19 protein-coding genes are annotated in these 24,085 nt (G+C 40.8%); 9 read left to right on the top strand and 10 right to left on the bottom strand.

All coding sequences use genetic code 11. From position 1 onward, the window contains the following. The first annotated feature begins 101 nt into the window (after nucleotides 1–101). The 5 genes from ACULLH_RS17655 (at nucleotide 102) to ACULLH_RS17635 (ending at nucleotide 5,782) form a co-directional block, all read left to right on the top strand. Nucleotides 102–1,472, top strand: a complete 1,371-nt coding sequence (locus tag ACULLH_RS17655; protein WP_454090083.1) for a hypothetical protein — start codon at nucleotides 102–104, stop codon at nucleotides 1,470–1,472. A 1-nt stretch (nucleotide 1,473) separates the two neighbouring features. After that, nucleotides 1,474–2,076: an LPS export ABC transporter periplasmic protein LptC gene (lptC, locus tag ACULLH_RS17650; protein WP_454090082.1), complete on the top strand. Its 603-nt coding sequence runs from the start codon at nucleotides 1,474–1,476 to the stop codon at nucleotides 2,074–2,076. Then, a complete protein-coding gene (locus ACULLH_RS17645; protein ID WP_454090081.1) occupies nucleotides 2,076–2,276 on the top strand; it encodes a hypothetical protein in 201 nt (66 codons plus the stop codon). The genes lptC and ACULLH_RS17645 overlap by 1 nt, the downstream gene beginning before the upstream one ends. 8 nt (nucleotides 2,277–2,284) lie before the next feature. After that, nucleotides 2,285–3,574: a hemolysin family protein gene (locus ACULLH_RS17640; RefSeq protein ID WP_454090080.1), complete on the top strand. Its 1,290-nt coding sequence runs from the start codon at nucleotides 2,285–2,287 to the stop codon at nucleotides 3,572–3,574. Between the two features lie 84 nt (nucleotides 3,575–3,658). Further along, nucleotides 3,659–5,782: a peptidylprolyl isomerase gene (locus tag ACULLH_RS17635; protein ID WP_454090079.1), complete on the top strand. Its 2,124-nt coding sequence runs from the start codon at nucleotides 3,659–3,661 to the stop codon at nucleotides 5,780–5,782. A gap of 66 nt (nucleotides 5,783–5,848) precedes the next feature. Here the strand turns inward: ACULLH_RS17635 and ACULLH_RS17630 are convergent, their stop codons facing one another. The 3 genes from ACULLH_RS17630 to ACULLH_RS17620 are packed head-to-tail and all read right to left on the bottom strand — an operon-like array spanning nucleotide 5,849 to nucleotide 8,999. Next, nucleotides 5,849–6,724, bottom strand: coding sequence for a hypothetical protein (locus ACULLH_RS17630; RefSeq protein WP_454090078.1), 876 nt, complete (start codon nucleotides 6,722–6,724; stop codon nucleotides 5,849–5,851). 44 nt (nucleotides 6,725–6,768) lie between these two features. Then, nucleotides 6,769–7,683: a GYDIA family GHMP kinase gene (locus ACULLH_RS17625; RefSeq protein WP_454090077.1), complete on the bottom strand. Its 915-nt coding sequence runs from the start codon at nucleotides 7,681–7,683 to the stop codon at nucleotides 6,769–6,771. Beyond that, nucleotides 7,683–8,999, bottom strand: coding sequence for a hydroxymethylglutaryl-CoA reductase, degradative (locus tag ACULLH_RS17620; protein ID WP_454090076.1), 1,317 nt, complete (start codon nucleotides 8,997–8,999; stop codon nucleotides 7,683–7,685). Before ACULLH_RS17620 ends, ACULLH_RS17625 begins: the two co-directional genes overlap by 1 nt. Nucleotides 9,000–9,154: 155 nt before the next feature. Here ACULLH_RS17620 and ACULLH_RS17615 point away from each other — a divergent pair, with 155 nt between their 5' ends. Beyond that, nucleotides 9,155–11,314, top strand: a complete 2,160-nt coding sequence (locus ACULLH_RS17615) for a S9 family peptidase (protein WP_454090075.1) — start codon at nucleotides 9,155–9,157, stop codon at nucleotides 11,312–11,314. 16 nt (nucleotides 11,315–11,330) lie between these two features. Next, nucleotides 11,331–12,833, top strand: a complete 1,503-nt coding sequence (locus tag ACULLH_RS17610; RefSeq protein WP_454090074.1) for a peptide MFS transporter — start codon at nucleotides 11,331–11,333, stop codon at nucleotides 12,831–12,833. Nucleotides 12,834–12,844: 11 nt separating this feature from the next. Here ACULLH_RS17610 and ACULLH_RS17605 read toward each other — a convergent pair whose 3' ends face one another. The 5 genes from ACULLH_RS17605 to surE form a co-directional block, all read right to left on the bottom strand. Continuing rightward, nucleotides 12,845–14,785, bottom strand: a complete 1,941-nt coding sequence (locus ACULLH_RS17605) for a ComEC/Rec2 family competence protein (RefSeq protein WP_454090073.1) — start codon at nucleotides 14,783–14,785, stop codon at nucleotides 12,845–12,847. A gap of 81 nt (nucleotides 14,786–14,866) precedes the next feature. Beyond that, nucleotides 14,867–15,412, bottom strand: coding sequence for a C40 family peptidase (locus tag ACULLH_RS17600; RefSeq protein ID WP_454090072.1), 546 nt, complete (start codon nucleotides 15,410–15,412; stop codon nucleotides 14,867–14,869). Between the two features lie 34 nt (nucleotides 15,413–15,446). Continuing rightward, a complete protein-coding gene (gene lpxB / locus ACULLH_RS17595; RefSeq protein WP_454090071.1) occupies nucleotides 15,447–16,556 on the bottom strand; it encodes a lipid-A-disaccharide synthase in 1,110 nt (369 codons plus the stop codon). Between the two features lie 40 nt (nucleotides 16,557–16,596). After that, nucleotides 16,597–16,884 (bottom strand): hypothetical protein, encoded by a 288-nt coding sequence (locus ACULLH_RS17590; RefSeq protein WP_454090070.1) that lies wholly within the window; start codon nucleotides 16,882–16,884, stop codon nucleotides 16,597–16,599. Next, nucleotides 16,874–17,653 (bottom strand): 5'/3'-nucleotidase SurE, encoded by a 780-nt coding sequence (gene surE, locus ACULLH_RS17585; protein ID WP_454090069.1) that lies wholly within the window; start codon nucleotides 17,651–17,653, stop codon nucleotides 16,874–16,876. The genes ACULLH_RS17590 and surE overlap by 11 nt, the downstream gene beginning before the upstream one ends. A 203-nt stretch (nucleotides 17,654–17,856) precedes the next feature. Between surE and ACULLH_RS17580 the strand changes: the two genes are divergently transcribed. Further along, nucleotides 17,857–20,058, top strand: coding sequence for a carboxy terminal-processing peptidase (locus ACULLH_RS17580; protein WP_454090068.1), 2,202 nt, complete (start codon nucleotides 17,857–17,859; stop codon nucleotides 20,056–20,058). An 88-nt stretch (nucleotides 20,059–20,146) separates the two neighbouring features. Beyond that, a complete protein-coding gene (locus ACULLH_RS17575; RefSeq protein ID WP_454090067.1) occupies nucleotides 20,147–20,947 on the top strand; it encodes a DNA/RNA non-specific endonuclease in 801 nt (266 codons plus the stop codon). Here the strand turns inward: ACULLH_RS17575 and rodA are convergent. Both rodA and ACULLH_RS17565 read right to left on the bottom strand, forming a co-directional pair. Then, the gene (gene rodA / locus ACULLH_RS17570) at nucleotides 20,944–22,227 is read right to left on the bottom strand and encodes a rod shape-determining protein RodA (RefSeq protein ID WP_454090066.1); all 1,284 of its coding nucleotides are present in this window, start codon (nucleotides 22,225–22,227) and stop codon (nucleotides 20,944–20,946) included. The two genes, ACULLH_RS17575 and rodA, sit on opposite strands and share 4 nt — an antisense overlap. Then, nucleotides 22,217–24,085 carry a peptidoglycan D,D-transpeptidase FtsI family protein gene (locus tag ACULLH_RS17565; RefSeq protein ID WP_454090065.1) on the bottom strand — a complete coding sequence of 623 codons (1,869 nt, stop codon included), beginning with the start codon at nucleotides 24,083–24,085 and terminating at the stop codon, nucleotides 22,217–22,219. The genes rodA and ACULLH_RS17565 overlap by 11 nt, the downstream gene beginning before the upstream one ends.

Raw genomic sequence — 24,085 nt, 5'->3', positions numbered from 1 at the left:
ACTATTTTTTTTGAAATATCCATAAATAACCACCAATTATATTCTCATTAAGATGATTTTTTAATGAAAATTTGTACATTAACCGCTTTAAAATTAGTAAGATGAAGAAGAAACACTACTTAACGATGATAGCGATTCTTATGTCGATGGGATTAAGTATGGCTCAAGCTCAAAATCCAGAGTGTATGACCAATCTTTCCATTTACGCAGAACACGCAAAAGTTAAAAATTACGATGCTGCCTACGAGCCTTGGAAAATGGTCTACGAAAGTTGCCCGGATATCAATAAGGCCAACTTTTCTTATGGAGAGAAGATTTTGGTGCACAAAATCAAAAATTCTTCAGGGACCGATAAGGATGGATACATCCAAGATTTAATGTCCCTTTATGACAATAGTCTAAAATATTTTCCAACAAAGTTCAGCAAAGCTGGAGTTGCCATTGACAAAGCACTTTTGTCCTACGATAACAAGATGGCATCCGACGAACAGCTTTATAATATGTTGAACAAAGCTTTTAAGGAAGACAAGAAAAATTTCAAAAACCCAAAAGCACTTTACCTATACTTCTCAAGTTTGGTAGATCTTCATGATACGGGTAAAAAGGACCTTCAAGAAGTTTTTGATGCCTATGATGATGTTACCGAAAAAGTAGAGGAAGAAAACAAAAAGTTGACCAATGTGGTTACCAAATTGCTTCCTAAAGACTCTTTGGGAACTTTGACCACAAAAGAAAAAAGACAGCTTAGAGCTGCAACCGTCAACTCAAAATCATACGGTAAAATTGCCGGAAGTATCGATTCTAAATTGGGAGCACTTGCAGATTGCGGTAACCTTATCCCATTATATGAGAAGAGCTACGAAGCTAAAAAGAACGATGTAAACTGGGTAAAGCGTGCCGTTGGAAGAATGTTCTCCAAAGAATGTACCGATGACCCTATGTTTAGAAAGCTGTTCGAAGCGCAATTGGCTTTGGATCCTTCTGCCGATGCTTATATGTACGGTGGGGTGTTAAAGCAAAAAGCAGGGGACAACAAAGGTGCCATTGCTGACTTTAACAAAGCTGTGGAGTTGGAAACAGATTCCCATAGAAAATCGAATATCCTATATAAAATTGCTACGACGGTTAGAAGAAGTAGTAAATCCCAAGCAAGGAGCTATGCCCTTAAGGCTATCGATGCTAATCCAGCAAACGGAAAGGCGTATTTGTTGATCGCCAATCTATATGCTGGTAGTGCCAATGCCTGTGGAACTACTCCTTTCGAAAAAAGAGCGATTTACTGGAAGGCAGCTGAAATGGCAAGAAAAGCAGGACGTGTTGACCCATCCCTGAGTGGTCGAGCAAGCAAATCTGCAGCAAGTTATGCAGCTAAGGCACCTACCAAAGAGATGATTTTCAGCTCTGGAATGGCAGGAAAGCGTGTTACTTTCAGCTGTTGGGTAGGAGGCAGCGTAAAAGTGCCGAGTTTGTAGTGTGAAACAGACATCAAAAAATAATTTAATAGGTTTTGCCACGGTTCTTGCCGTGGCAATCCTTTTTATGTCCTGCAAGGACAATTATCAAAGAGTGGGCGAAGAAGCCGTTAAGCCCATTTTTCCACAAGGTGTGGCACAAAATTTCACCTTGACATATACTGAGACTCCGAAAGAACTAAGTTCTGAGGATGCGGACAGTTCTAAGGTCATTGCCATTCTTACCAGTCCCCTTACGGAAGATTATGACAACCAAAGCTTCAAGTACCGTACCTTTCCAGATGGCCTTGAGGTCGACTTTTTTGATGAAAAAAATCAAAAGAGCGTTATCACGGCAGATTATGGTATTGTATACTCCCAGACCAACTTGATAGATTTGCAAGGCAATGTGATCATCGAAACACACGATGGTAAAAAACTGGAAACCCCTCAATTATTTTTTGATAGAACAAACAATTGGATATTTACCGAAGAGGTGTTCACATACACCAATCCAGAGGACGGTACCGTAATGGATGGTGAGGGAATGGATTTCAACAGAGACTTTAGTTTTTTCAGGGCCCATAAGACCTATGGCCTGATGACGATAAAAGAAAGCGAATAATGATCAAGATTTTAAGATATACCGAGTATTTGTACTTGGCCGTAGCTGCCATTTCAATTTATAAAATAGCTGAACTTTGGAGTGTTGACCCCAAGGAGACCTATATTTTTATATTTTTTGCCGTGGTTTCCATTGCGATGTTTCTCTTCAGGAGGAAATATCGAAAGCGATTTGAACAACGAAAGAAAGATAACCAATAAACGAACCGTTGAGTTCTTCGGTAATCATAATAATACTCTCGCTGGTATTCTCGGCTTTTTTTTCGGGAATGGAGATTGCCTTTGTATCGGCCAACCGTATTCACATTGAAATTGAGAAAAAGCAAGAAGGTTTTTTCGCAAAGGTGCTGACCTGGCTCACCCAGAAGCCTTCAAAATTCATAGCCACCATGCTTATCGGCAATAATATTGCCCTTGTCATATACGGATTGTTTATGGGCGATATGCTGATGGAATGGTTTCAAGAATTACTGCCGACCGCGTCCAATTTTATCAATGCCCTTTTAACCGATTTCAGCTTACTTTCCCAAACCATAATTTCTACTGTGATCATATTGGTAACAGCTGAATTTCTGCCCAAGGTGTTGTTTCAAATATATTCCAACACGCTACTAAAAGTATTTGCCTTTCCGGCTTATTTCTTCTACATTTTGTTTTCGGCCATTTCATGGTTTGTGATCAAGGTTTCCGATTTCATACTCCGTGTCTTTTTCAAAACAGAAGGAGACCAGGTGCAACTGGCGTTTACAAAAATGGAATTGGGGGATTATATCACCGAACAAATGGAAACTGTGGAAGAGGAGGATGAGGTAGATTCGGAGATACAGATTTTCCAAAATGCCTTGGAATTTTCAACGGTTAAGGCCAGGGAAGTGATGGTGCCCCGTACCGAGATTACGGCTGTGGAAATTGATGAGACCCCAAAAAACCTTACTAAACTATTTTCCGAGACAGGATACTCCAAAATATTGATCTACAAAGAAAGTATTGATGAGATTATTGGATACGTGCACTCATACGAGCTCTTCAAAAAACCAAAGACCATAAAGAGTATACTGCTTCCGGTGGAATTTGTGCCGGAGACGATGCTTATCCAGGACATATTGAATGTCCTCACCAAAAAGCGTAAGAGCATGGCGGTGGTGTTGGATGAATATGGCGGGACCTCAGGAATTATGACGGTAGAAGACATTGTGGAAGAGTTGTTCGGTGAAATTGAGGACGAGCATGACTCTACCGATTTGCATGAAGAACAATTGAGCGAGAACGTGTACAAATTCTCGGCACGATTGGAGGTCGATTACATCAACGAAAACTATAAGCTGGAACTTCCCGAAAGTGAGGAATACGAAACTTTGGGCGGATTGATAATGAGCGAAACAGAGGAGATACCCGAATTGGACTCAGAAATAAAGACTGAGAACTTCACTTTCCGTATCCTTGAGGTGTCCAATACCAAAATAGATTTGGTAAGCGTCCATGTACATACCGAAGATTAACAGTTTCAACGCTTTGGTACGCTTTCCTATTTGAAAAGAAAATGGTATTTTCGCCCACTGAAAATAAAGAAAACAAGCAGTAAAATGGCAATATTAGAGAATATTAGAAAACGAACAACCGTACTGATTTTGATCATTGGTATGGCATTGTTTGCATTCGTAATATCTGGAGTCTTTACCAGCAACGATTTTGGCGGGGCAAAAGTAGGCTCATCTGTGGTTGAAGTAAATGGGGAGAGTATTTCCATTGATGACTTTAGAAGAGAAGTGGAAAGTGCTTCAAGACGATTTGGTCCCAGCATTTCGTCTACCCAACTGGTGAACACGGTTTATGACCAAGAGTTGAGAAAGACCATTTTAGAGCAACAATTCGAGGATTTGGGGATTGATGTGGAAAGTGATCAGATTGTAGAATACGTCAAAACCTCAGGTTACGCACAGATTCCTGATTTTTTGGATGAAAACGGATTTTTTAACGAAGAAGTTTTCAGAAGTGCTATTGCAGATTGGAAAGCCAATGACCCTTTAAGATACGATGCATGGCTACAAGATGAGCAACGAATCATCCAGTTGGCCAAAGAGCGTATGTACTTCAATCTGATCAAAGGAGGAGTAGGCGCTACACTAGCCGAAGGAGAGTTCGATTATAATATGGCAAATGAAAAGGTAGATATTCAGTATGTGCGGGTACCTTACACCTCAGTAGCCGATAGTACCATCCAAGTTTCCAAAGATGATATCCAAACCTATATAAACAATCACAAGGATGACTTTAAGCAGGACAAGGCTCGTGATATCCGTTTTGTTTATTTTGAGGAAAAGGCTTCAGCTGATGATGAGAATGAAGTAAGGGCAGATGTTGAGAGTTTGATTGAGGATAAAATTACCAACGCTGCTGATACCACTTATGTCGAAAAGCAGTTTAAGAATATTGAGGACATGGCCGCTTTTTTGGATAGAAACTCCGATAGCAAGTTCGATACTATTTACAGGGCAAAAAACGAATTGCCAGCTGTTGCGGCCGATTCTCTACTGGCATTGGGAGTGGGAGAAATTTATGGTCCGTATAGAGATGGGAACTTCTTTAGGGTTTCCAAAATAATGGACATCAAATCTGAAGGCTCTGTAAAGTCAAGCCATATTCTTTATGCTTATGTAGGTTCTGAAAGAGCTGGTGCGGATATAACCAGAACTAAGGAAGAAGCTGAGGAAGAAGCAAAAAAGATGTTGGTTGAAGCAAGAAAAGCTGACGCTAATTTTGCGACCTTGGCCAGGGAAAATTCAGATGATCCTACCGCGGTTCAACGCTCTGGTGATATCGGATATTTTCAAGAGTCCAACCTTGGGTTGGCCGAAGCCTATAGAAATTTCCTGTTTACCCACGATTTAGGTGAAATCGGAATGGTGGAAACTCCTTTTGGTTTCCACATCATCAAAATAGATGACAAGCAAGACATTGTTCAGGTGGCAACACTTTCTAGAGAGGTAGAGCCTTCTGAAGAGACCATCAATACGTTGTTTACCGATGCCACCAAATTTGAAATGGCATCGATTGATGCAGAGCCAGAAGCTTTCAGTGATATCGCCAAAGAGAGCAGCTACTCGGTAAGACCGGTAAACAAAATCAAGGAAATGGATGAAAATCTTCCTGGATTGTCTGCTCAAAGAGGAATCGTCCAGTGGGCTTTCAATGATGATACCAAAGTTGGTGACATCAAAAGATTCAACGTGAACAATGGATATGCAGTTGTACAACTTACTAAGAAGTTCAAGGAAGGAGTTATGTCCACCGAAGATGCTTCAGCAACCGCACTGCCAAAAATCAGAAAAGAAAGAAAGGCACAGCAAATTATCGCAGCCAATCAGGGAAAAACAATGGATGCCCTTGCAAAGGATAACAATGTAGCCCTTTCAAATGCGTCTGCCTTGACGCTAAAATCACCTACCATTCCTGGAGCTGGTCGTGAACCATTGGTTGTGGGAACGGCATTTACCTTACCACAAGATGCTACATCCACCCTTGTTGAGGGTGAAACGGGAGTATTCATGGTAAAGGTCACCAAAAAGGAAGATGCTCCAAGTGTGGATAACTTTAGCACCTACGCGAATACCTTAAAAACCAATGCGGCAAGCCGCGTAAATACTGCGGTTTATAATGCACTAAAGGAAGGAGCAGATATCGAGGATAAACGAGCTACTTTCTATTAAAAACAAAGTAGATTCTTAAAATATAAAAGCCATCCTTAGGGGTGGCTTTTTGTTTGGTAGAAATTCCTATGGAGTCAATACACAAATCTGGTAATTTCCATTTCTATAAGCGGTGACCAAAACCTTCTTTTGGTTGGGATGCCAATTGGGTAGTGTTTCCCCATTTTCGTTTTGGGTAATCCTTATTTTGCCGGTGCCATCCGCATTCATGATGTATATTTCGGGTCTGCTACCTTCCATTGAAGTTACATAGGCTATTTGCTTTCCATCTCCAGACCATGATGGACAAAAATTATGCTTGGGCCATTCGGTCAACCTTCTTTCTGCCCCGGTTCGGATATCTAACCGATAAATTTCGTCATCTTTATTTTCGGTGTCTTTTCTTGAGAAGAACAAAATAGCATTACCGTAAATGGACCATTTGGGATAGAAATTTCTGAAGTCATTGTAAATTAATCTTTTAAGAAACTTTCCCTTGCTATCCAGTAATACAATGCTCCCTTGTTGTTCTGCTTCTTGAATACTAACGGCAATATTTCTACCATTGGGTGAAAAGTGTGCAAATATGGGCTCCCCTGATATTTTAAGTTTTTTGAGGGTTTGAACGCTTCCAGAAGCTATTTTTAAGGTATATAGCCGATTGCTTCCACTTCGATTTGATTCGAACAAAACTTTTTTGCCACCGGGATGCCATGTAGGTCGTCTATCATCCGCAGGGTCGTCTGTCAATCTTCGGGTATTTCCCCCTTTGCTATCCATCAAATATATTTCCCAATTTCCATCCCTGTTTGATTCAAAAACAATCCAATCCCCATCGGGAGAATAGGAAGCATATCGGTCGTCCGCGGAGTTGCTGGTAAGACACTTTTCCTTCCAAACACTGTTTTGGCATAGTAATACAAAGGGTAAAAAGAAGATTAGAGAAAATAATGGCTTTCGCATTTTATCCGTATTGGATAAAAAAGATAAGCATTAAAAAACATTATTTATTGGCCAAGGACCATTTGGGAATATGGGATGACGGTATCGAACCCCTTGGATTTAAAATATTTCACGGCTGATGCATTACCTGTGACCAACACAAAATCACCTCCCCACGCACCTAGACTTTTAACAGCACCGGGATAATCAGCAAAGCGTTTTGTTTTTATGGGAGGCAATCCCAGGACGCTTGACAAAATTCCCTCATGCTCCATTATCAAGGTTTCAAACTGGTTTAAGGATGTTGTTTCAACCATCCTTTTTGTTAGGGATGAAATACGGGCAAGCACAGAATCCTTATCAAATTCTTGATTACGGTATAAATTAATCGCTGCTTTACTGTTCTGTTTTTGGTTGAGATAAACAAAATAGAGGGCATCTCTAAACTCTGGATTAAAGGAAATTTCCTCCACTTTGGGAGTAGCATTAATCAATTGATATAAAATTGGGGAATCGTGCTTTGCGCAGGCAATATCATAACCGCTCCCGCCAAAGGCATTTTGTAATAGAAGGTAAGCGTCCACTTCTGCCCATTGGGCAATATTGTTGATCAGCGTTGATGAGGTTCCCAATCCCCATTTCCTTGCAAAGCTGAGCTTCGTTTCAACTGTGACGCCCTTAATATGCTTTAAAAAATCTGGATTTTGTGCTTTTGCTTCGTTAAGTAACTGTGTTAAAGTTGTGGATATGGATTGGTCCGAAGTCGACAATGCCTTTAAATCTCCAATGGCGTATATGCCTTCAAACCAAACTTCACCATTTTCATCCAAACTTTTCCATTCCAACAGTTCTGTTGAAGTGTCGGTTACTTCAAGGGATTGTCCATATTTGGTGGGAATCGCAAGTCCTGTAGCACCATCCAAAATGGTGTACTCTCCAGAGAGCAGCAATTTTCCGTTGCTGTAGAATTTTTTTTGCATTATTCGGACTGCATCTTTGTCAAAGCCTCCTTAACAGAAGCGTTGGTCACGGTATGGGTTTTAAAATACTGAACAAGCTGCTGTTTTTCGCTTTCGGTTGCCCCCATTTGATTGAGCAGGTTCAGCAAGTGCATTTTCATGTGCCCTTTTTGGATTCCGGTCGTAACCAAGGATCGCACTGCTGCAAAGTTCTGGGCCAGCCCGGCAACGGCAACAATCTGCATCAATTCTTCGGCTGATGGATTTTGAAGAATTTCCAATGCCAATTTTACCAAAGGGTGAAGTGAGGTCAAACCACCCACGGTACCCAAAGCCAAGGGAATCTCAATCCAAAATTTAAAAACAGCACCTTCAATGGAAGCATGCGTCAAACTGGAATAAGTGCCATCTTTGGAGGCGTATGCATGCACTCCTGCCTCGACAGCTCTAAAATCGTTACCTGTGGCCAGTATTACCGCATCTATACCGTTCATTACACCCTTGTTGTGGGTAACAGCTCTATAAGGTTCAACCTTTGCTATTTCCACAGCTTGAACCATTTTTTGTGCGAATTCTTCGGGCGAAACACCATCCTCATTTAGGGAGTCAATGGAGCAACTTACCTCGGCCTTGACCACACAATTCGGGACATAATTGGAGAGAATGCTCATTACAACCTCAATGTCCTTTTCCTCAGATGTAAAAGCGGAATAAGCACTGGCTTTTTCCATTAAAGTGGCTGCAAATTGCTCTAAGCAAGAGTTGATAAAGTTTGCCCCCATAGCATCCTTCGTCTCAAAAGTGCAATGCAACTGATAATACCCTTCAATATTAGCAGTTTGGTCCTTTAGCACGATGTCCTTAATGCCGCCACCTCGTTTCTCCATGCTTTTTGTGATGGAAGCAGTGTCTTCAAAAAGACTTGGCTTAAGATCATTAAAAAACTCCTGAAGTTTCGCTGAATCCCCTCTGAAAATAAAATGTACCTGTCCCACCTTTTCAGTCCCTATCACCTCGGTTTTAAAACCGCCACGGGTCAACCAAAACTTTGCCGCTTTACTTGCCGCCGCCACCACCGAACTTTCCTCGATGGCCATAGGAATCGCATATAGCTGATCGTTGATTAAAAAATTGGGGGCTATGGCAAAAGGTAGATAGTAGTTGGAAACAGTATTTTCGATGAATTCATCGTGTACTTTTTGAACGTCCTTGTCAGGATTCCAATATTGTTGGAGCAGCTGTTTGGTTCGGTCAGGATCCTTAGTGAAATTGGAAGCTATCCAATCAATTTTTTCAGCTTTGGTAAGCTTGGAAAATCCTTCAACGGGAGTGTTCATGTTGCTGGGTTAAAGGACTCAAATATAAGGATAATACAAATTTAACATTTTGCTATGCCCGTTTTGGCTAATTCTTGTCACAAATGCAATTTCAAAGTTTATTTTTTGAATAAATATTAGTAAACTTGACGGTTTTTAACCAATTCTCAATTTCAATGCGTAAACAGGCCCTACTGTTCTTATTCATTTTCGGATTTTTAACCTTATCATTTGCACAAAAGAAAAAGATAACCCTCGAAGATATTTGGGGAGGCGCTTTTAGAACTGAATTTATGGATGCCCTGCGTTCCATGAAAAACGGAAAGCAGTACACGGTACTTAATTTTAATAGCTCTCCGCGCTCAAGCAGTTTGGATAAATACAACTACGAAACACTGGAAAAAGTGGAGACTGTGGTCGCTTCTTCAGATGATGTTCCCTTTTTCACCTCATATACGTTCAGTAAGGACGAATCCAAAGTGCTGTTGGCTACCGAAATTGAACCCATTTTTAGACATTCACGACTGGGAGTTTACTATGTATATGATATAAACGCCAAGAAAATTACCAAGGTTTCTGATGACAAAATTCAGGAACCTTTGTTGTCTCCAGACGGTTCCAAAGTCGCTTACGTTAAAGAGAACAACATCTATATTTTTAATATTCGTTCTGGCGATACCAAGCAAATCACCACCGATGGAAACAAGGGAACCATTATTAATGGAGTGACCGATTGGGTTTATGAAGAGGAATTTGCCTTTGTAAGGGCTTTTGAATGGAACAGCAATGGTTCCAAAATCGCATTTCTTCAGTTTGATGAAACCAATGTGCCCCATTTTTCTATGGACGTGTATGGACAAAACCTGTATCCATTCCAGTACGAATTCAAATACCCTAAAGCAGGTGAGGAGAATGCAAAGGTTTCCCTGCATATGTACGATGTAAGCTCAGGAAGCACTTCCAATGTGGATTTGGGCGATGCCTATTACATTCCGCGTATCAAATGGATGAACAATCCCAATAATTTAAGCGTCCAGACCTTGAACCGCCATCAAAACAATCTAAAACTACATGCTGTTAGTGCAGCTGATAACTCGGTTTCCTTACTTATGGAAGAGAAAGACGATGCTTACGTGGATATAACCGATTACCTGACCTTTTTGGCAGATGACAGTTTTATTTGGATCAGTGAGATGGATGGATACAACCATATTTATCTCTATGGAAAAGATGGAAAGCTAAAGAATCAAGTCACCAAGGGAGCGTGGGAAGTAACCGATTATTACGGATACAATCCAAAGGCGAAGAAAATTTTTTATCAATCCACGGAAAATGGATCGATAAACCGTGATGTGTACAGCATTGGGGCCAATGGGAAGAAAAAGAAACGATTAACACTTAAAGAAGGAACCAACGGGGCCGATTTCAGTGCGGATTACACTTATTTTATCAATACTTTTTCCAGTGCCACCACGCCTTATGTATTCACCTTACATAGTGCATCCGATGGTAAGAAACTAAAAGATATTAAAGACAATGCTGCTTTGGACAGCAAGTTGGAATCATATGAATTGAGTCCAAAAGAATTCTCTACGATCAATGTGAATGGGAATGATTTGAACATGTACATGATCAAACCTGTGGATTTCGATGAGAACAAAGAATATCCACTTTTCATGTATCAATACAGCGGGCCAGGTTCCCAGCAGGTAGCAAACCGATGGTTTGGTTCCAATGATTATTGGCATGAAATGTTGGTCTCACAAGGGTATATTGTTGCTTGTGTGGACGGAAGAGGAACTGGTTACAAGGGAAGGGACTTTAAAAAAGTAACCTATCTGAATTTGGTAAAGTACGAAACCGAAGACCAGATTGCAGCGGCCAAAAAGTTAAGCGAACTTCCTTATATCGATGCGGATAGAACTGGTATTTGGGGATGGAGCTATGGCGGCCATATGAGCACCAACTCACTTTTAAAGGGGAACGACACCTTTGAAATGGCCATTGCGGTTGCCCCCGTTACGTCATGGCGTTTTTACGATACCATTTACACAGAAAGGTTTATGAGGACCCCACAGGAAAACCCTGATGGCTACGATAACGAATCTCCATTTAATTATCCGGAGTTGTTAAAAGGAAAATACTTGTTAGTACATGGTTCGGGAGACGACAATGTACATGTGCAGAACTCCATGCGAATGATAGAAGCTTTGATTCAGGCTAATAAGCCATTTGAATGGGCAATTTATCCGGATCGGAACCATGGAATTTATGGGGGAAACACAAGACTTCATCTATTCACCAAGATGACCGACTTCGTCAAGAAAAATTTGTAACCAAACTCATTAATATATGTCAGATGCTGTAAAATCTACAGGAGGTAAAAATAAATTTAGTCACCCTAAAGGACTCTATGTGTTGTTTGCGGCTGAAATGTGGGAACGTTTTAGTTATTACGGTATGAGAGCAATATTAATTCTGTTTATGACAACAGATATTGCTATGGAAGGCCTTGGTTTGACAACGGAAACGGCAGGAGCGGTATACGGCCTGTACACTGCTTCCGTTTATTTGATGACCTTGCCGGGAGGATGGTTGGCCGATAATATTTTTGGACAACGTAAAGCGGTTTTTTATGGAGGTGTCCTTATTATGATTGGACATTTAATCTTGGCTATACCGGGATCTCCAGCAATATTCTTTACAGGTTTGGCATTTGTTGCCTTAGGTACAGGTTTATTAAAAGGGAATATTAGTACGCTGGTAGGAGAACTATATACCAATGAAGATGGAGCAAAACGGGATGCAGGATTTTCTATTTTCTATATGGGAATAAATCTTGGATCGTTTTTTGGACAAATATTCGTTCCACTTTTGGCCGAATACAACTGGCATTTAGGTTTTGGACTGGCCGCTGTTGGAATGCTATTGGGGTTAATTGCATATAAGTTTTTTGCTCCAAAATACCTTGGTGAAGTTGGTATTGAGCCCAAGGTTAAGCAAATAGAGAAAACTGAAAAGTCAAATAAATCTGTAACACTTATAATAATTGCAACGGTATTAATTTTATTAGTTGGCCTGCAGTTTGCCAATTATATAGATGTTACTACTGCTACTGGTATTGCACAAGCCCTTGGTCTTATTATTGTGGTTATTACAATGGGGTATTTTCTGAATATCCTTTTAAATGGAGGTTTATCCATTATTGATAAGAAAAAAGTGTCTGTTATTTTTATTTTATTCGTGGGGATTGCCATTTTTTGGTCAGGTTTTGAGCAAGCCGCTTCTTCACTGAACCTGTTCGCTAGAGATTTTACAGATCGCTTTATTGGTGGTTGGGAAATGCCAGCGGGGATGCTACAGTCATTTAATTCGGGCTTCATTATCATTTTTGCACCTATAATTGGTGCTCTTTGGGTAAAGTTGGCCGCGAGGAACATTAACATACGCACTCCTTTTAAATTTGCTGTCGGACTGATTTTACTTGGTCTAGGATTTTGGGTTATGGTTGAGGCGGCGCATGTCGCAGCCAGTGGTGCCAAGGCAGGTATGTTTGCCCTAATACTTACTTATTTTTTACATTCGATAGGTGAGTTGACTATTAGTCCGGTTGGTCTTAGTGCTACCAGTAAGTTGTCTCCGGCCAAATATTTAGGTCAGATGATGGGAATCTGGTTCGTAGGCGCGGCCTTAGGAAATTTAATTGCAGGACTCATTGGGGGTAATTTTGATCCTGAAAATGTACTTGAAATGCCAAATATATTTTTAAATGTAGTATGGGTTTCAGTAGGTGCTGGACTGATATTCTTTGCAGCTAGTCCATTTATCAAAAAATGGATGGGAGACGTTACGTAGAAAATTCTTGATTAATCCAAATCAAAAACATAAAATCCCTTTTCGCTGGTACTGTGGAAAGGGATTTCTTTTTTATCGCAAGTTTGCTTCCATCGTTTAACGTATGAGGCATAGTTACTGCCGTCAGCCAATAACAATTTGGGGCAAACGGAATCAATTAAGCGTTCCAGATTTACTTTTGGGGATTGGGTGAGCAGGAGAAAATCAATTTGTCTTGACGGTGGATAAATCGCTAAACTATCCATCACATATAGGTTCTTTTCTTTGATATGAAAACTGTTGCGCAACGGATTATCTGAAAGGTAATCTATCCGCTTATGTATCCTAAAGTCTTTTACAATACGGTTATTGTTGCTGCTGTCAGTTGTATAAAGATTCAAAGTGCTTGCCTTTTGATGAAGTAATAAGGAGTTTCGGGTTTGATGGGCGAGAATCAAACTTTCTTTTTGTTTGAGATGATACTGGTTTTTGATGGCCCACACTTGCAGCAAAATTATTCCAGCTAGAAGTGCCAGGGAGTTTTTCAATTTGGGTTTGGAAAGAAAAAAGACTCCAACAATACTGATGAAGTACCCCAATAACAATTGAATACCATCAAATGGGATATCACGGATGATAAAACTTTCTTGTTCGGCTATCCAAGCTATGGCGCCATTCATGGTTTTGATGATAAAAGTGTAGGTTTCTACTAAAAAATCAGGAAGCCAACCAACCAAAGAAAGTACGATGACCAAGATTCCCAAGCCAAGAATAATCCCCAAAAAAGGAATAATCAAAAGATTGGATACAAAGAACAGGGCAGGAAATTGATGGAAATAGTATAGGCTGATGGGTAATACTCCCAGTTGGGCGGCCCCACTTACCGATAGCAATTGCCAGATCTTGCGAACCAGAATATTGTTGGGGAACCAAAACTGTTGCAGTTTGGGGTATATCCAAACAATGGCCAATACCGCGGCATAACTCATTTGAAAGCCCACTTGGAAAAGAAAAAGTGGTTTTACCAATAGTATAAAGAACATGGATAAGGCCACGATATTAAAAGAATTGGTAGGTCGGTTCAAATACATAGCGTAAGCAACGAATGTGAACATGGTCACAGCCCTGACAATGGAGGGAGAAAGTCCGGCAATAAAGGCATAGGCCCAAAGTAATAGAACAACAATGACCAATTTTAGTGTTTTACCTTTGGGTAACCGTTCCAGCGGGGAGAGCAGAAACTGGAACATCAATAGTAATATCCCGACATGAAGCCCGGAAACAGCCAATATATGGATAGCACCAGCATCCTTGTAATTATTGTAGGTGCTTTCAGAAATGTCATCGCGTTGGCCCAACAGTAGTGCTTGAATTACCCCTAATTCTTCTTTACCAAAGTTTGCTGATTTTAATTTTGAGATGATATTCTCCCTAAAATTTGAGGCGACTCCCAAAAGGGTAATGTCCGGATCTTTTTTTAATAGGAGTTGTTCAGGTTTGGCCCAAATCTGATGGTAAATACCCTGTTTTTGCAAAAAATCTTTATAATCAAATTGATGGGGATTCAAAGGCGGATTGATGGTTTTTGCATTGCTGAACACAAAAAACTCATCATCAACCTTTAATTTTTTTGAAATGGAATCATTGGGAAGATTGATCAATACTTTCCCAGTGGATGCTTGCTTTTCCAGGGAAAGCATTTGGGCCACATAGCGTTGACTAAAGAAATTGGGCTTGAGCACGTCCCTGATTTTAACTTCCCAAAGCTTAGGGGTTTCCAATTCGGTTTGGGCATAGTGGTGCTCCAATTGTTTTGATTTGGACAGGGTGACGATAAAAACACCCAGTAAAATGGTCAGTAAGATGGTGGTCAATTCAAAAAGAGGAAATCCTTTTCTCTGCTGTTTTATTTGGGTCCAATATAAAAGGGGAACTAGTCCCAGCATTGAAAAAAGGGGTATAAGCAGGCTCATTTCAAGGTAAAAACCCAAAACAATGCCCACCACAAGACACAAGGTCAGCCTTATTGAAACAAAATCAAAAAATCGCAATAATTACAAAATTCGCATCGCCCTTACAAAGGCATGGTTCCAGTACCCCTCTCGAAGAGATGATACTATTACACCCCTAGAGGTTGTAGAGTGTATAAATTTTATATCGGTTCCCTTTACATCAACAACCAATCCTACGTGGTTTATCCGCTTTCCACGTTTGCTTGTTTTAAAATAAAGGAGGTCACCTTTTTGTACTTGGTTCAGCTTTATTCGTTTCCCTTGTTCCGCCATTTGATAGGAGGTTCTAGGAAAGGAGATGTCGTTTTCCTTTAAAGAGACAAATACCAATCCCGAACAATCCATGCCCTTTTTTGTGGTTCCACCATATTTATAGCGGGTGCCGCTAAAGGTCATCGCTGTGGAAATAATAGCTTTCGCCTTGGCATTTTTTCCTTCTTCCTTCTTGTTCTTTTTGGGAGGGGCTGTTTCTTCCGCGGAGCCTTCAACGGAGACAACAATAGGCTTGCTCTTACTATAGGTTCTTTTTTTTGAACCGCAGCCAATCAATAGTAATAGGCTAAGAAAATAGAGGGCCTTTTTCAACATTCAAGAATAACTTTTTTTACTCTTGGCGTATAATTTAAGCATTTTCGATGATTAATTGCGCTGCCAATTGACTGGCGCCTTTTCCCCCTAATTTCTCTTTCAGGGATTTGTAGTCGTCCAAAATGCGGGTTCTCTCGCTTCCTCCGATAATTTTGGAAAGCTCCTTTTTTAAGTTTTCCGTGGATAAATCGCTTTGAATCAGCTCTTTTACTACTTCTTTGTCCATGATCAGGTTAACCAAAGAAATATAACTCAGTGTTATAATTCGTTTTGCAATTTGATAGGAAATCCAATTGCCTTTGTAGCATACCACTTGAGGGATTTCAAAAAGGGCCGTTTCCAAAGTAGCGGTTCCACTGGTAACCAAAGCTGCATGGGAATGACTGAGCAAGGAGTAGGTTTGGTTCGAAACATAGCCAATACCTTCTTGCAAAAAAGAATGATAGAAATCGTCGGATAAACTGGGTGCACCTGCAATCACGAATTGATAATCGGGAAAGTCTGTGCTTACCGACAGCATAATGTTCAGCATTTTTTGCACTTCTTGCTTTCTACTTCCCGGTAAAAGTGCAATGATGGGTTTTTGCGGATGAAGATTGTTCTCTTTCCTAAATTGTGCTTCATCTACGATTTTGGTGTTTGCTGTCGCATCGATGAGTGGGTGTCCAACAAAATGCACAGGATACTTGTGCTTTTTCTCATAAAAATCCTTTTCAAAGGGGAGAATGACGTACATATTGTCGATATCCCTTTTGATATTTTCAATCCTGCCTTCACGAGAGGCCCATATTTGGGGCGATATGTAATAATTGGTCCTAAAACCATTTTTCTTGGCCCATTTCGCAATCCGAAGATTAAAACCTGAAAAATCAATAAAAATGATGAGGTCCGGGCCAAATTTTTGAATGTCCTCCTTGCAAAATGAAATATTCTTAAAAATCGTGGGAATGTTCTTGATGACCTCCAAAAACCCCATAAAGGCCATTTCTTTATAGTGTTTGGCCAAATCTCCACCGGCATCGCGCATTAAATCGCCTCCCCAGCATCGAATTTGGGCTTGCTCATCTTTTTGCTTTAAGGCCTTGATCAAGTTGGAGCCGTGTAGGTCTCCTGAGGCTTCACCGGCGATTATATAGTATTTCATTTAAAATTTCAAGTTCGATACTTAGGCTCAGAATAAGATTTTAGGCAAAAACTTTATAGTACAAAATTACCAAAGCCGTCAAAAGTGTGGCAATCATAACTCCGCGTGCCCTGTAATCCCTTTTTATCCGAAGGAACCCAAAGAAGGCTACTAGATTCAAAATAGCGCCTAAGGCCAATAAACTGCCAACATGACCTTGGGAAACGGCTGCTTGGAAGGTTTCGGCTATGCCCAAATCGGAAAAAAGTAAAATATATATCAAGGTACCGAAGGTATTTGCTATGATTCCGACAGCAAAACCAATTAAAATCTCCTTTCTATTCTTCATTTAAGTTCCAGTTGTTTATACGTGAAATGGCATGATGGGCCGTAAGGTCAAATTGCGTCGGCACAACGGAAACGAATCCATTGGCCAAGGCCCATTCATCGGTGTCCTCGCCCTTGTCCAATAGTTCAAATTCACCCGAAAGCCAGTAATAATCCTTTCCCGTGGGGCTTGTTCGCTTATCAAATTGCTCTTTCCAATTGGCCCTGGCCTGTCTGCAGACTTTGATGCCCTTGGGTTCCGAATCTGTTTTTGGAATGTTGACATTGAGGACGGTTCCCTTCGGAATTCCCTGCGTCAACGCCTCTTGGGCAATTTTTTTGATGGATTTTTTCACGAAACTGAAATCCGCATCCCACGAATAATCACAAAGTGAAAAACCGATGGCTGGAACTCCTTCGATACCTGCCTCAATGGCAGCACTCATGGTTCCGGAATAGATTACGTTTATCGAGGCATTGGAGCCGTGGTTGATACCACTGACACAAATATCTGGTTTGCGGTCCAAGATTTCCTGCAACGCCAATTTTACGCAATCTGCGGGCGTTCCACTGCAACTATACTCACTTGGAGCGCCCTCTTCATGGTCTATGACCACTTTTTTTGAATACAGCGTGCTGTCAATGGTAATGGCATGTCCCATGCCTGATTGTGGGCTATCCGGGGCGACAACTACCACTTCTCCGATTTCCTTCATTACTTGGATGAGCACCCTTAGTCCAGGGGCGGTAATTCCATCATCATTGGTGACCAAGATGAGCGGTTTTTTCATTTTGAATAATTAATGGCGTAAAAATACGTTTTTCATAAGGATATGATACCCTTGCCGTTTAACAAAAAATTAAATACGGCACACTGGAATGGCACGGTTTTTTCAGTATCTTAGGGAATTCATATGAACAGAAACGGAGATGGATTTAATGAAGAACGGGTCTTTTACGACCAAATAAATTAGGTCCCAACAAATACCATATTATGAAAAAGAATTTCACCTTGGCACTTTTGGTAATTCTTGTTGCAGTAGCCTCCTGCAGTTTTACAAACAAATCTTTTGAAAACGACGATAAGGACAAATTGCTTTTGGATTTGATCACTTATGTCCTGGAACGTGGCCATTATGAGCCCAAGGATTTGAATGATAATTTTTCTTCCAGCGTTTTTGATGATTTTATAGATATTCTTGATCCAACAAAAAGATATTTCTTGGCAAGTGATATTCGTGAATTTGAGAAATACAGGTTCATGATAGATGACGAGATCAAGAATACCGAGATTACCTTTTTCAATATTGTATACCAAAGATTGATGAAGCGTATGGGTGAAGCAAAGGATATCTACACGGAGGTGTTGTCAGAGCCATTTGATTATAACGCGATTGAAGATATTAATATAGATTACAAAGATCAGGAGTATGCTGCCAACAAAAAGCAACTTAAAGAGCGTTGGAGAAAGCAGTTAAAATACAATACCCTGGGTCTTTATGATGAAAAGATCGAAATCAGGGAAAAGGCCATGGCTGCTGGTGGTTCTGGTAATGAAGATGAAGGCCTGGCCAGTGTGAATGTTAAAAAACCTTCTGAACCAGTTCTAAAGGAACTTAAAGATATGACCTTGGCCGAGGTTGAACAGGCCGCTAGGGAAAGCACACAAACCACACTTAACGAATTTTTTGATTTTATTGATGACTTGGAGCGTAAAGATTGGTTCGTGCAATACATTAACACAATCGTAGATGAGTTTGATCCCCATACCTTCTACTTTGCACCTGATGACAAGGAGAAGTTTGATATAGGGATGTCCGGTAAGTTTGAAGGTATCGGAGCAAGATTGCAAAAGAAACCGGAAGGGGCCAGGATTATGGAGATTATCTCTGGAGGACCCGTTTGGAGAGATCAAAGCCTTGAGGTCGGCGATGAGATTTTAAAGGTCGGTCAAGATGGGGAAGAACCTATCGATATCGTAGGTATGCGATTGGATGATGCCATTAAATTGATAAAGGGCCCAAAGGGAACAATAGTGGATTTAACGGTTCGTAAAGTCGATGGTACAGTAGAAGTGGTTTCCATTACCAGAGATGTAGTTCAGCTTGAAGAGTCGTTTGCCAAGTCCGCAACAGTGGAAAAGGATGAACACAAATACGGATTGATCAATCTACCCAAGTTTTATGTGGATTTTGAAGACTACACCGAACGCAATGCTGCAACCGATGTTGCTAAAGAAGTAGAGCGCTTAAAGCAGGCCGGTGTAGAGGGTATAGTTCTTGATTTACGTGATAATGGAGGAGGATCTTTGAAGACTGTGGTTGAAATGGCCGGTTTGTTCATCAAAGATGGCCCAATTGTTCAGGTAAGGTCTTCTGGACAGCGAAAAGAGGTGCATGAAGATAAAGACGAGCGTATTCAATGGGATGGACCATTGGTAATATTGGTCAATGAACTATCTGCTTCGGCTTCGGAAATTTTGGCAGCTGCGATGCAGGATTATAAGCGTGCCGTTGTTATTGGTAGCAAGCAGACCTTTGGAAAAGGAACTGTTCAAAATGTAATTCCGTTGGATAATATTGTTCGAAGCAACGAACATGGGGATTTGGGAGCAATCAAGCTTACTACCCAGAAGTTTTACAGGATAAATGGTGGATCTACGCAGTTGGAGGGAGTTAAAAGTGATATTGTCGTTCCAGACCGCTACAGTTATATAGATTTGGGTGAAAGAGACCAAGAAAATCCTTTGGGGTGGGACAAAATCACTCCGGCAGATTACAAAATATGGGATGGTTATATTGATTTTGAGACCACAGTGGCCAATAGTAAGGCTAGAATGGCGGACAATGAGTATATCAAACTTATTGAGGAAAATGCCCAATGGTTGAAAGAACAACAGGATGAAACCATCATTTCATTGAATTATAGCGACTACAAAAAACGAGAGGAAGAAGCTAAACAACGTTCAGACCACTTCAAAAGCCTTAGGGAATATGATTCCAAATTGACTTTTGAATCATTAAAATATGAAACGGAGTTGTTTACCCAAGATCCTATCTTGAGGGAAAAGAGAGATCGTTGGCACAAAAATTTGGCCAGAGATCTTTACGTTGAAGAGGCTATAAACGTGTTAAGGGACTTGAAGTTGAATAACATTAAGAGCACTGAAAGAAAGTTGGCCAGCGTTAAAGGCTAACTGCAATTAAGAATTTAAATAAGGCCGACTCCATAGAGTCGGCTTTTTTGTTTTAGAAGGATGGTTAGCTTTGTGATCAAATCTTGAAATGAGAAACAAAACCATCTATACCCTACTTTTTATTGCTTGTGTTATTGGTTTTTGGGTGTTCGAAAACTTTTATACCCCTGACACGTATTCCCATCCAAAGGAGGACGAAAATGAGACAATCGTTACATCGCAGCTGTTACCTAGTTCAACCGGCGGAGATATAATCAGACATCGACATTTTGTGTTGTCCTATAGTGAACCACATGAACAGGCAGAATGGGTTGCATATGAATTGAAGCGAAGCCATTTGACCCAAGATGATCGAAGAAGGCCTTATTTTATAGAAGACCCTAAGATAAGGACCAAATCGGCGGATTGGCGAAACTACAAGGGCTCGGGTTATGATAGAGGCCATTTGTGCCCAGCGGGAGATCGTCGCTTTTCAGAACAGGCCTATAACGAAACCTTTTACACAAGCAATATAAGTCCGCAGGATAGGGACTTTAATGCTGGAGTTTGGAATAGGTTGGAGCAACAGGTTCGCTATTGGTGTAAAAAGTATGGAGATTTGACGGTTATCACAGGTGGAGTGCTGGAAAATGGCTTGGAAGAAATTGGGGAGGAAGATGTGGATGTGCCCAATGCGTTTTATAAGATCGTTTTTCGGAAGGATGGGGATTCAGTGCAAATACTATGTTTTTTGATTCCGAATAAGGAAAGTTCGGCTTCTCTCAAGCACTTTTTGATACCTATTGATGAATTGGAAGAAATCACCTTTATCGATTTTTTTGAAAATCAGCCCAAGGCTTGGCAAAAAAAGATCGAAGAAAAAGTGGATGCTTCGGGATGGAAGTTTTAGATACCGTCCTTAAGTCGGTTCGAATCCAGCTTCAAGAATATAAAGAGAAGCATGGTGAAGAAAATCAACCCGGAACCTCCATAACTAAAGAAGGGTAATGGGATACCAATGGTAGGTAAAAGACCTATGACCATGCCAATATTCACAAAGTAATGTATGAACAAAATGGAAATGACTCCATAACCATACATTCGGCTAAAATCACTTTTTTGTCTTTCGGCAATGAAAATCAACCGCAGGAAAAGAAAAGAGAACAGCAGAATAACCATTGTTGTTCCGGCAAACCCCCATTCCTCACCAACCGAACTAAAAATATAATCGGTGTGCTGTTCCGGAACAAAATCACCCTTGGTTCGGGTGCCTTCCAAAAAACCTTTTCCAAAAAATCCACCAGATTCAATGGCCTTTTCAGATTGATAGGTATTATAGCCGATGCTCTTTCTGATTTCTTCTAATTTTCCCTCATCTTTCTCCAGACGTAGCCATAAGGCAAAACGATCTCTGTGGCGTTGTTCAAAAACGTTATCAAAAACAAATCGCACAGAAAAGGAAAACAATACGGAAACAATCAAAATCAAACTGAAGGGTAAAATCGGGATCTTGGTTGTCGCTCTTTTAAAGGTGAAAATCAAAACTGTCAAAATACCTAAACCTATTCCGACCCACACCGTGCCAAACATCAATGTAGTGGAAAAGAGTACTACCGCAACTACCAAAACCCCTAAATAGTACAATGGGAATCCTTCTCTGAAAAGCACAAAAAACAGTGAAAAATAGATTAACGAACTTCCGGGGTCGGGCTGCGGTAAGATGAGCAAAGCCGGCAATAGTATAATGATCAAGGCGTAAAGCTGGTGCTTACGAGTTTTGATGTCTGTTTGAATATCACTGAGGTACTTGGCCAATGCAAGAGCCGTTGCCACTTTGGCAAGTTCTGAAGGTTGAAGGTTGAAGAAACCTAGGTCGTACCAAGATGTTGCCCCAGCAATGGTCTTTCCGAAAGGGAATAATCCAATAAGGAGAATCACTGCTGCGATATAGAAGATTGAAGCAAAACGTTCAAAGAAATTGGTTTCGATAAAAAGGACGAAAATGATGCCAACCAAGGCCAGTCCAATAAAAAAAAGTTGTTTGCCGTAAAGGGTAGAGAAATCAAAAATTGAGGTGGTTGCATCCGTCATTGTAGTGGAATAAATATTCACCCACCCCATAAAAACCAAAAGGGCGTAGATAAAAACAGTCAGCCAGTCAAGCCTCCCAAAAAGTCCTCTACCAGACATACTCATTTATCTTAAAAGGCTCACCACTGTAGGGTTTGGCATATTCGTGCTCTAAGGTCTTTTCAAGCATTCGCTTTTCCAAATCTTTTCTGGTGATTTCCCCTTTTATATATTTTTCTATCAATAGCGATGCGATGTGCCCGGCGTAGCGTGAACCGTAATAGCCATTCTCAATATATACGGCCAGGGCAATTTTTGGATTATCGACAGGAGCGAAAGCGACAAAAACGGAGTGATCGGTCAATTGCATGCGCTCTCCATTTACTCGTGTAAAGTTTTCTACGGTTCCGGTTTTTCCTGCGATTTCAATGTCTGGAATTTGTACCCAACGGGCCGTACCGTATTTATATACATTGGCCATTCCTTGGATTACCGGCTCAAAAAATTCACGATCTATGGTTGTATAGTGGGGTTCGGTATATTTTGGGTCAATAGCTCCCATGCCGCCAACAGATTTTAGCACGTGAGGCGTATAAAAATACCCCCGATTACCAATAGCGGCAGCCATATTAGCCAACTGCAAGGGAGTTGCCGCAACTTCACCTTGGCCAATGGAGTTCGAAATTATGGTTGAAGATGCCCATCGTCCGTCACCGTACCATTTGTCATAAAAGGCCTTGCCAGGGATTCTTCCAGGTCGTCCCGTAGGGATGTCAGTTCCCAAATAACCCCCAAGTCCAAAACTTTTCATGTGTTTTTCCCACACGTCGCTACCTTCGTCTGTTGTTGGGTATTTTTCAAAGATTTTCCTGAAAGTTCCGGCAAAATAGGCATTACATGATTCTTGGATTCCTGAAATCATGTTTCGTACCCCACCTCCACAGTGGCATCCTTTCTTTTGATTACCAACATAAAAGCCATTATAGCATCTAAACTTTGTTTTCTGATCAATGACACCTTCTTGGAGGGCAACCAATGCATTAAGGGTCTTAAAAGGAGATCCAGGGGAAGGCTCTGCCAAAATCGAGCGGTCCCAGGTAGGTTTTGAAATAGTATCGTAGTGTAGTTTGCTATAGTTTTTGGACCGTTCTCTACCAACCAAAAGCGCCGGGTCATAGGTAGGGCCTGATATCATGGCCAAAATTTCCCCTGATTTGGGTTCTAAGGCGACGATGCCACCTCGTTTACCATGCATCAGACGCTCTCCGTATTCTTGTAGTGCTTTGTCCAGAGTAATGTGGATTTCCTTTCCCTGTTCAGGAAGAGTATCCAATTTTCCTCCTTTATAAGGCCCAATATCCCTATTGAATCGGTCCTTTTGAATGTGTTTTACCCCTTTCCTTCCTCGGAGCAACTCTTCGTATTGCTTTTCGATTCCGGTACGACCCTTCAATTCGCCAGCAACATAATATGGGTTGTTTTTTAAATCCCATTCGTTGACCTCGCTAATATAGCCCAACACATTGGCGGAGCTGTTGGTCGTGTAATACCGCAAAGATCTTTTCTGAATATAAAAACCTTCAAAATGGCGCATTTTTTCTTGAAGTCGGGCATAATCTTCTTTGGATAACTGAGGCACCAAAACGGAAGGGAGCCTAGGAGAATATATCCTGGCTTTTTTCATTTTATTGATGAAGTGCTCCTTATCAATCTTCAAAAGAGTGCAAAATTCCAAGGTGTCGAGAGGTTGGACTTCCCGGGGAATTACCATGACGTCATAAGCGGGTTGGTTACCCACCATTAGCTCCCCATTTCTATCATAAACATAACCGCGTTCCGGATAGTCGTATATCTTTTTTATAGCGGGGTCTTCCAAGACCTGATCAGGGGAAAAACGAAAAAGCTGCAAATAGGAAAGTCTCCCGATAAATGTAAATCCGATGATGACAACAATGGAAGATAGCAGCAGTTTTTTCAT

Source organism: Flagellimonas sp. 2504JD4-2, assembly GCF_053642935.1.
The sequence above is the reverse complement of the archived record's forward strand: the minus strand, read 5'-3'. Positions and strand labels throughout refer to the sequence as shown.

Coding starts and splice junctions, on each gene's coding strand:
- ACULLH_RS17590 (WP_454090070.1), bottom strand. CDS start 16,884: ATGAAGAATAGAAAGGAGATTTTAATTGGTTTTGCTGTCGGAATCATA.
- ACULLH_RS17565 (WP_454090065.1), bottom strand. CDS start 24,085: ATGAAAAAACTGCTGCTATCTTCCATTGTTGTCATCATCGGATTTACA.
- lpxB (WP_454090071.1), bottom strand. CDS start 16,556: ATGAAATACTATATAATCGCCGGTGAAGCCTCAGGAGACCTACACGGC.
- ACULLH_RS17620 (WP_454090076.1), bottom strand. CDS start 8,999: ATGAACACTCCCGTTGAAGGATTTTCCAAGCTTACCAAAGCTGAAAAA.
- ACULLH_RS17625 (WP_454090077.1), bottom strand. CDS start 7,683: ATGCAAAAAAAATTCTACAGCAACGGAAAATTGCTGCTCTCTGGAGAG.
- ACULLH_RS17575 (WP_454090067.1), top strand. CDS start 20,147: ATGAGAAACAAAACCATCTATACCCTACTTTTTATTGCTTGTGTTATT.
- ACULLH_RS17605 (WP_454090073.1), bottom strand. CDS start 14,785: ATGAGCCTGCTTATACCCCTTTTTTCAATGCTGGGACTAGTTCCCCTT.
- ACULLH_RS17655 (WP_454090083.1), top strand. CDS start 102: ATGAAGAAGAAACACTACTTAACGATGATAGCGATTCTTATGTCGATG.
- rodA (WP_454090066.1), bottom strand. CDS start 22,227: ATGTCTGGTAGAGGACTTTTTGGGAGGCTTGACTGGCTGACTGTTTTT.
- ACULLH_RS17630 (WP_454090078.1), bottom strand. CDS start 6,724: ATGCGAAAGCCATTATTTTCTCTAATCTTCTTTTTACCCTTTGTATTA.
- ACULLH_RS17645 (WP_454090081.1), top strand. CDS start 2,076: ATGATCAAGATTTTAAGATATACCGAGTATTTGTACTTGGCCGTAGCT.
- ACULLH_RS17615 (WP_454090075.1), top strand. CDS start 9,155: ATGCGTAAACAGGCCCTACTGTTCTTATTCATTTTCGGATTTTTAACC.
- surE (WP_454090069.1), bottom strand. CDS start 17,653: ATGAAAAAACCGCTCATCTTGGTCACCAATGATGATGGAATTACCGCC.
- ACULLH_RS17610 (WP_454090074.1), top strand. CDS start 11,331: ATGTCAGATGCTGTAAAATCTACAGGAGGTAAAAATAAATTTAGTCAC.
- ACULLH_RS17580 (WP_454090068.1), top strand. CDS start 17,857: ATGAAAAAGAATTTCACCTTGGCACTTTTGGTAATTCTTGTTGCAGTA.
- ACULLH_RS17600 (WP_454090072.1), bottom strand. CDS start 15,412: ATGTTGAAAAAGGCCCTCTATTTTCTTAGCCTATTACTATTGATTGGC.
- ACULLH_RS17635 (WP_454090079.1), top strand. CDS start 3,659: ATGGCAATATTAGAGAATATTAGAAAACGAACAACCGTACTGATTTTG.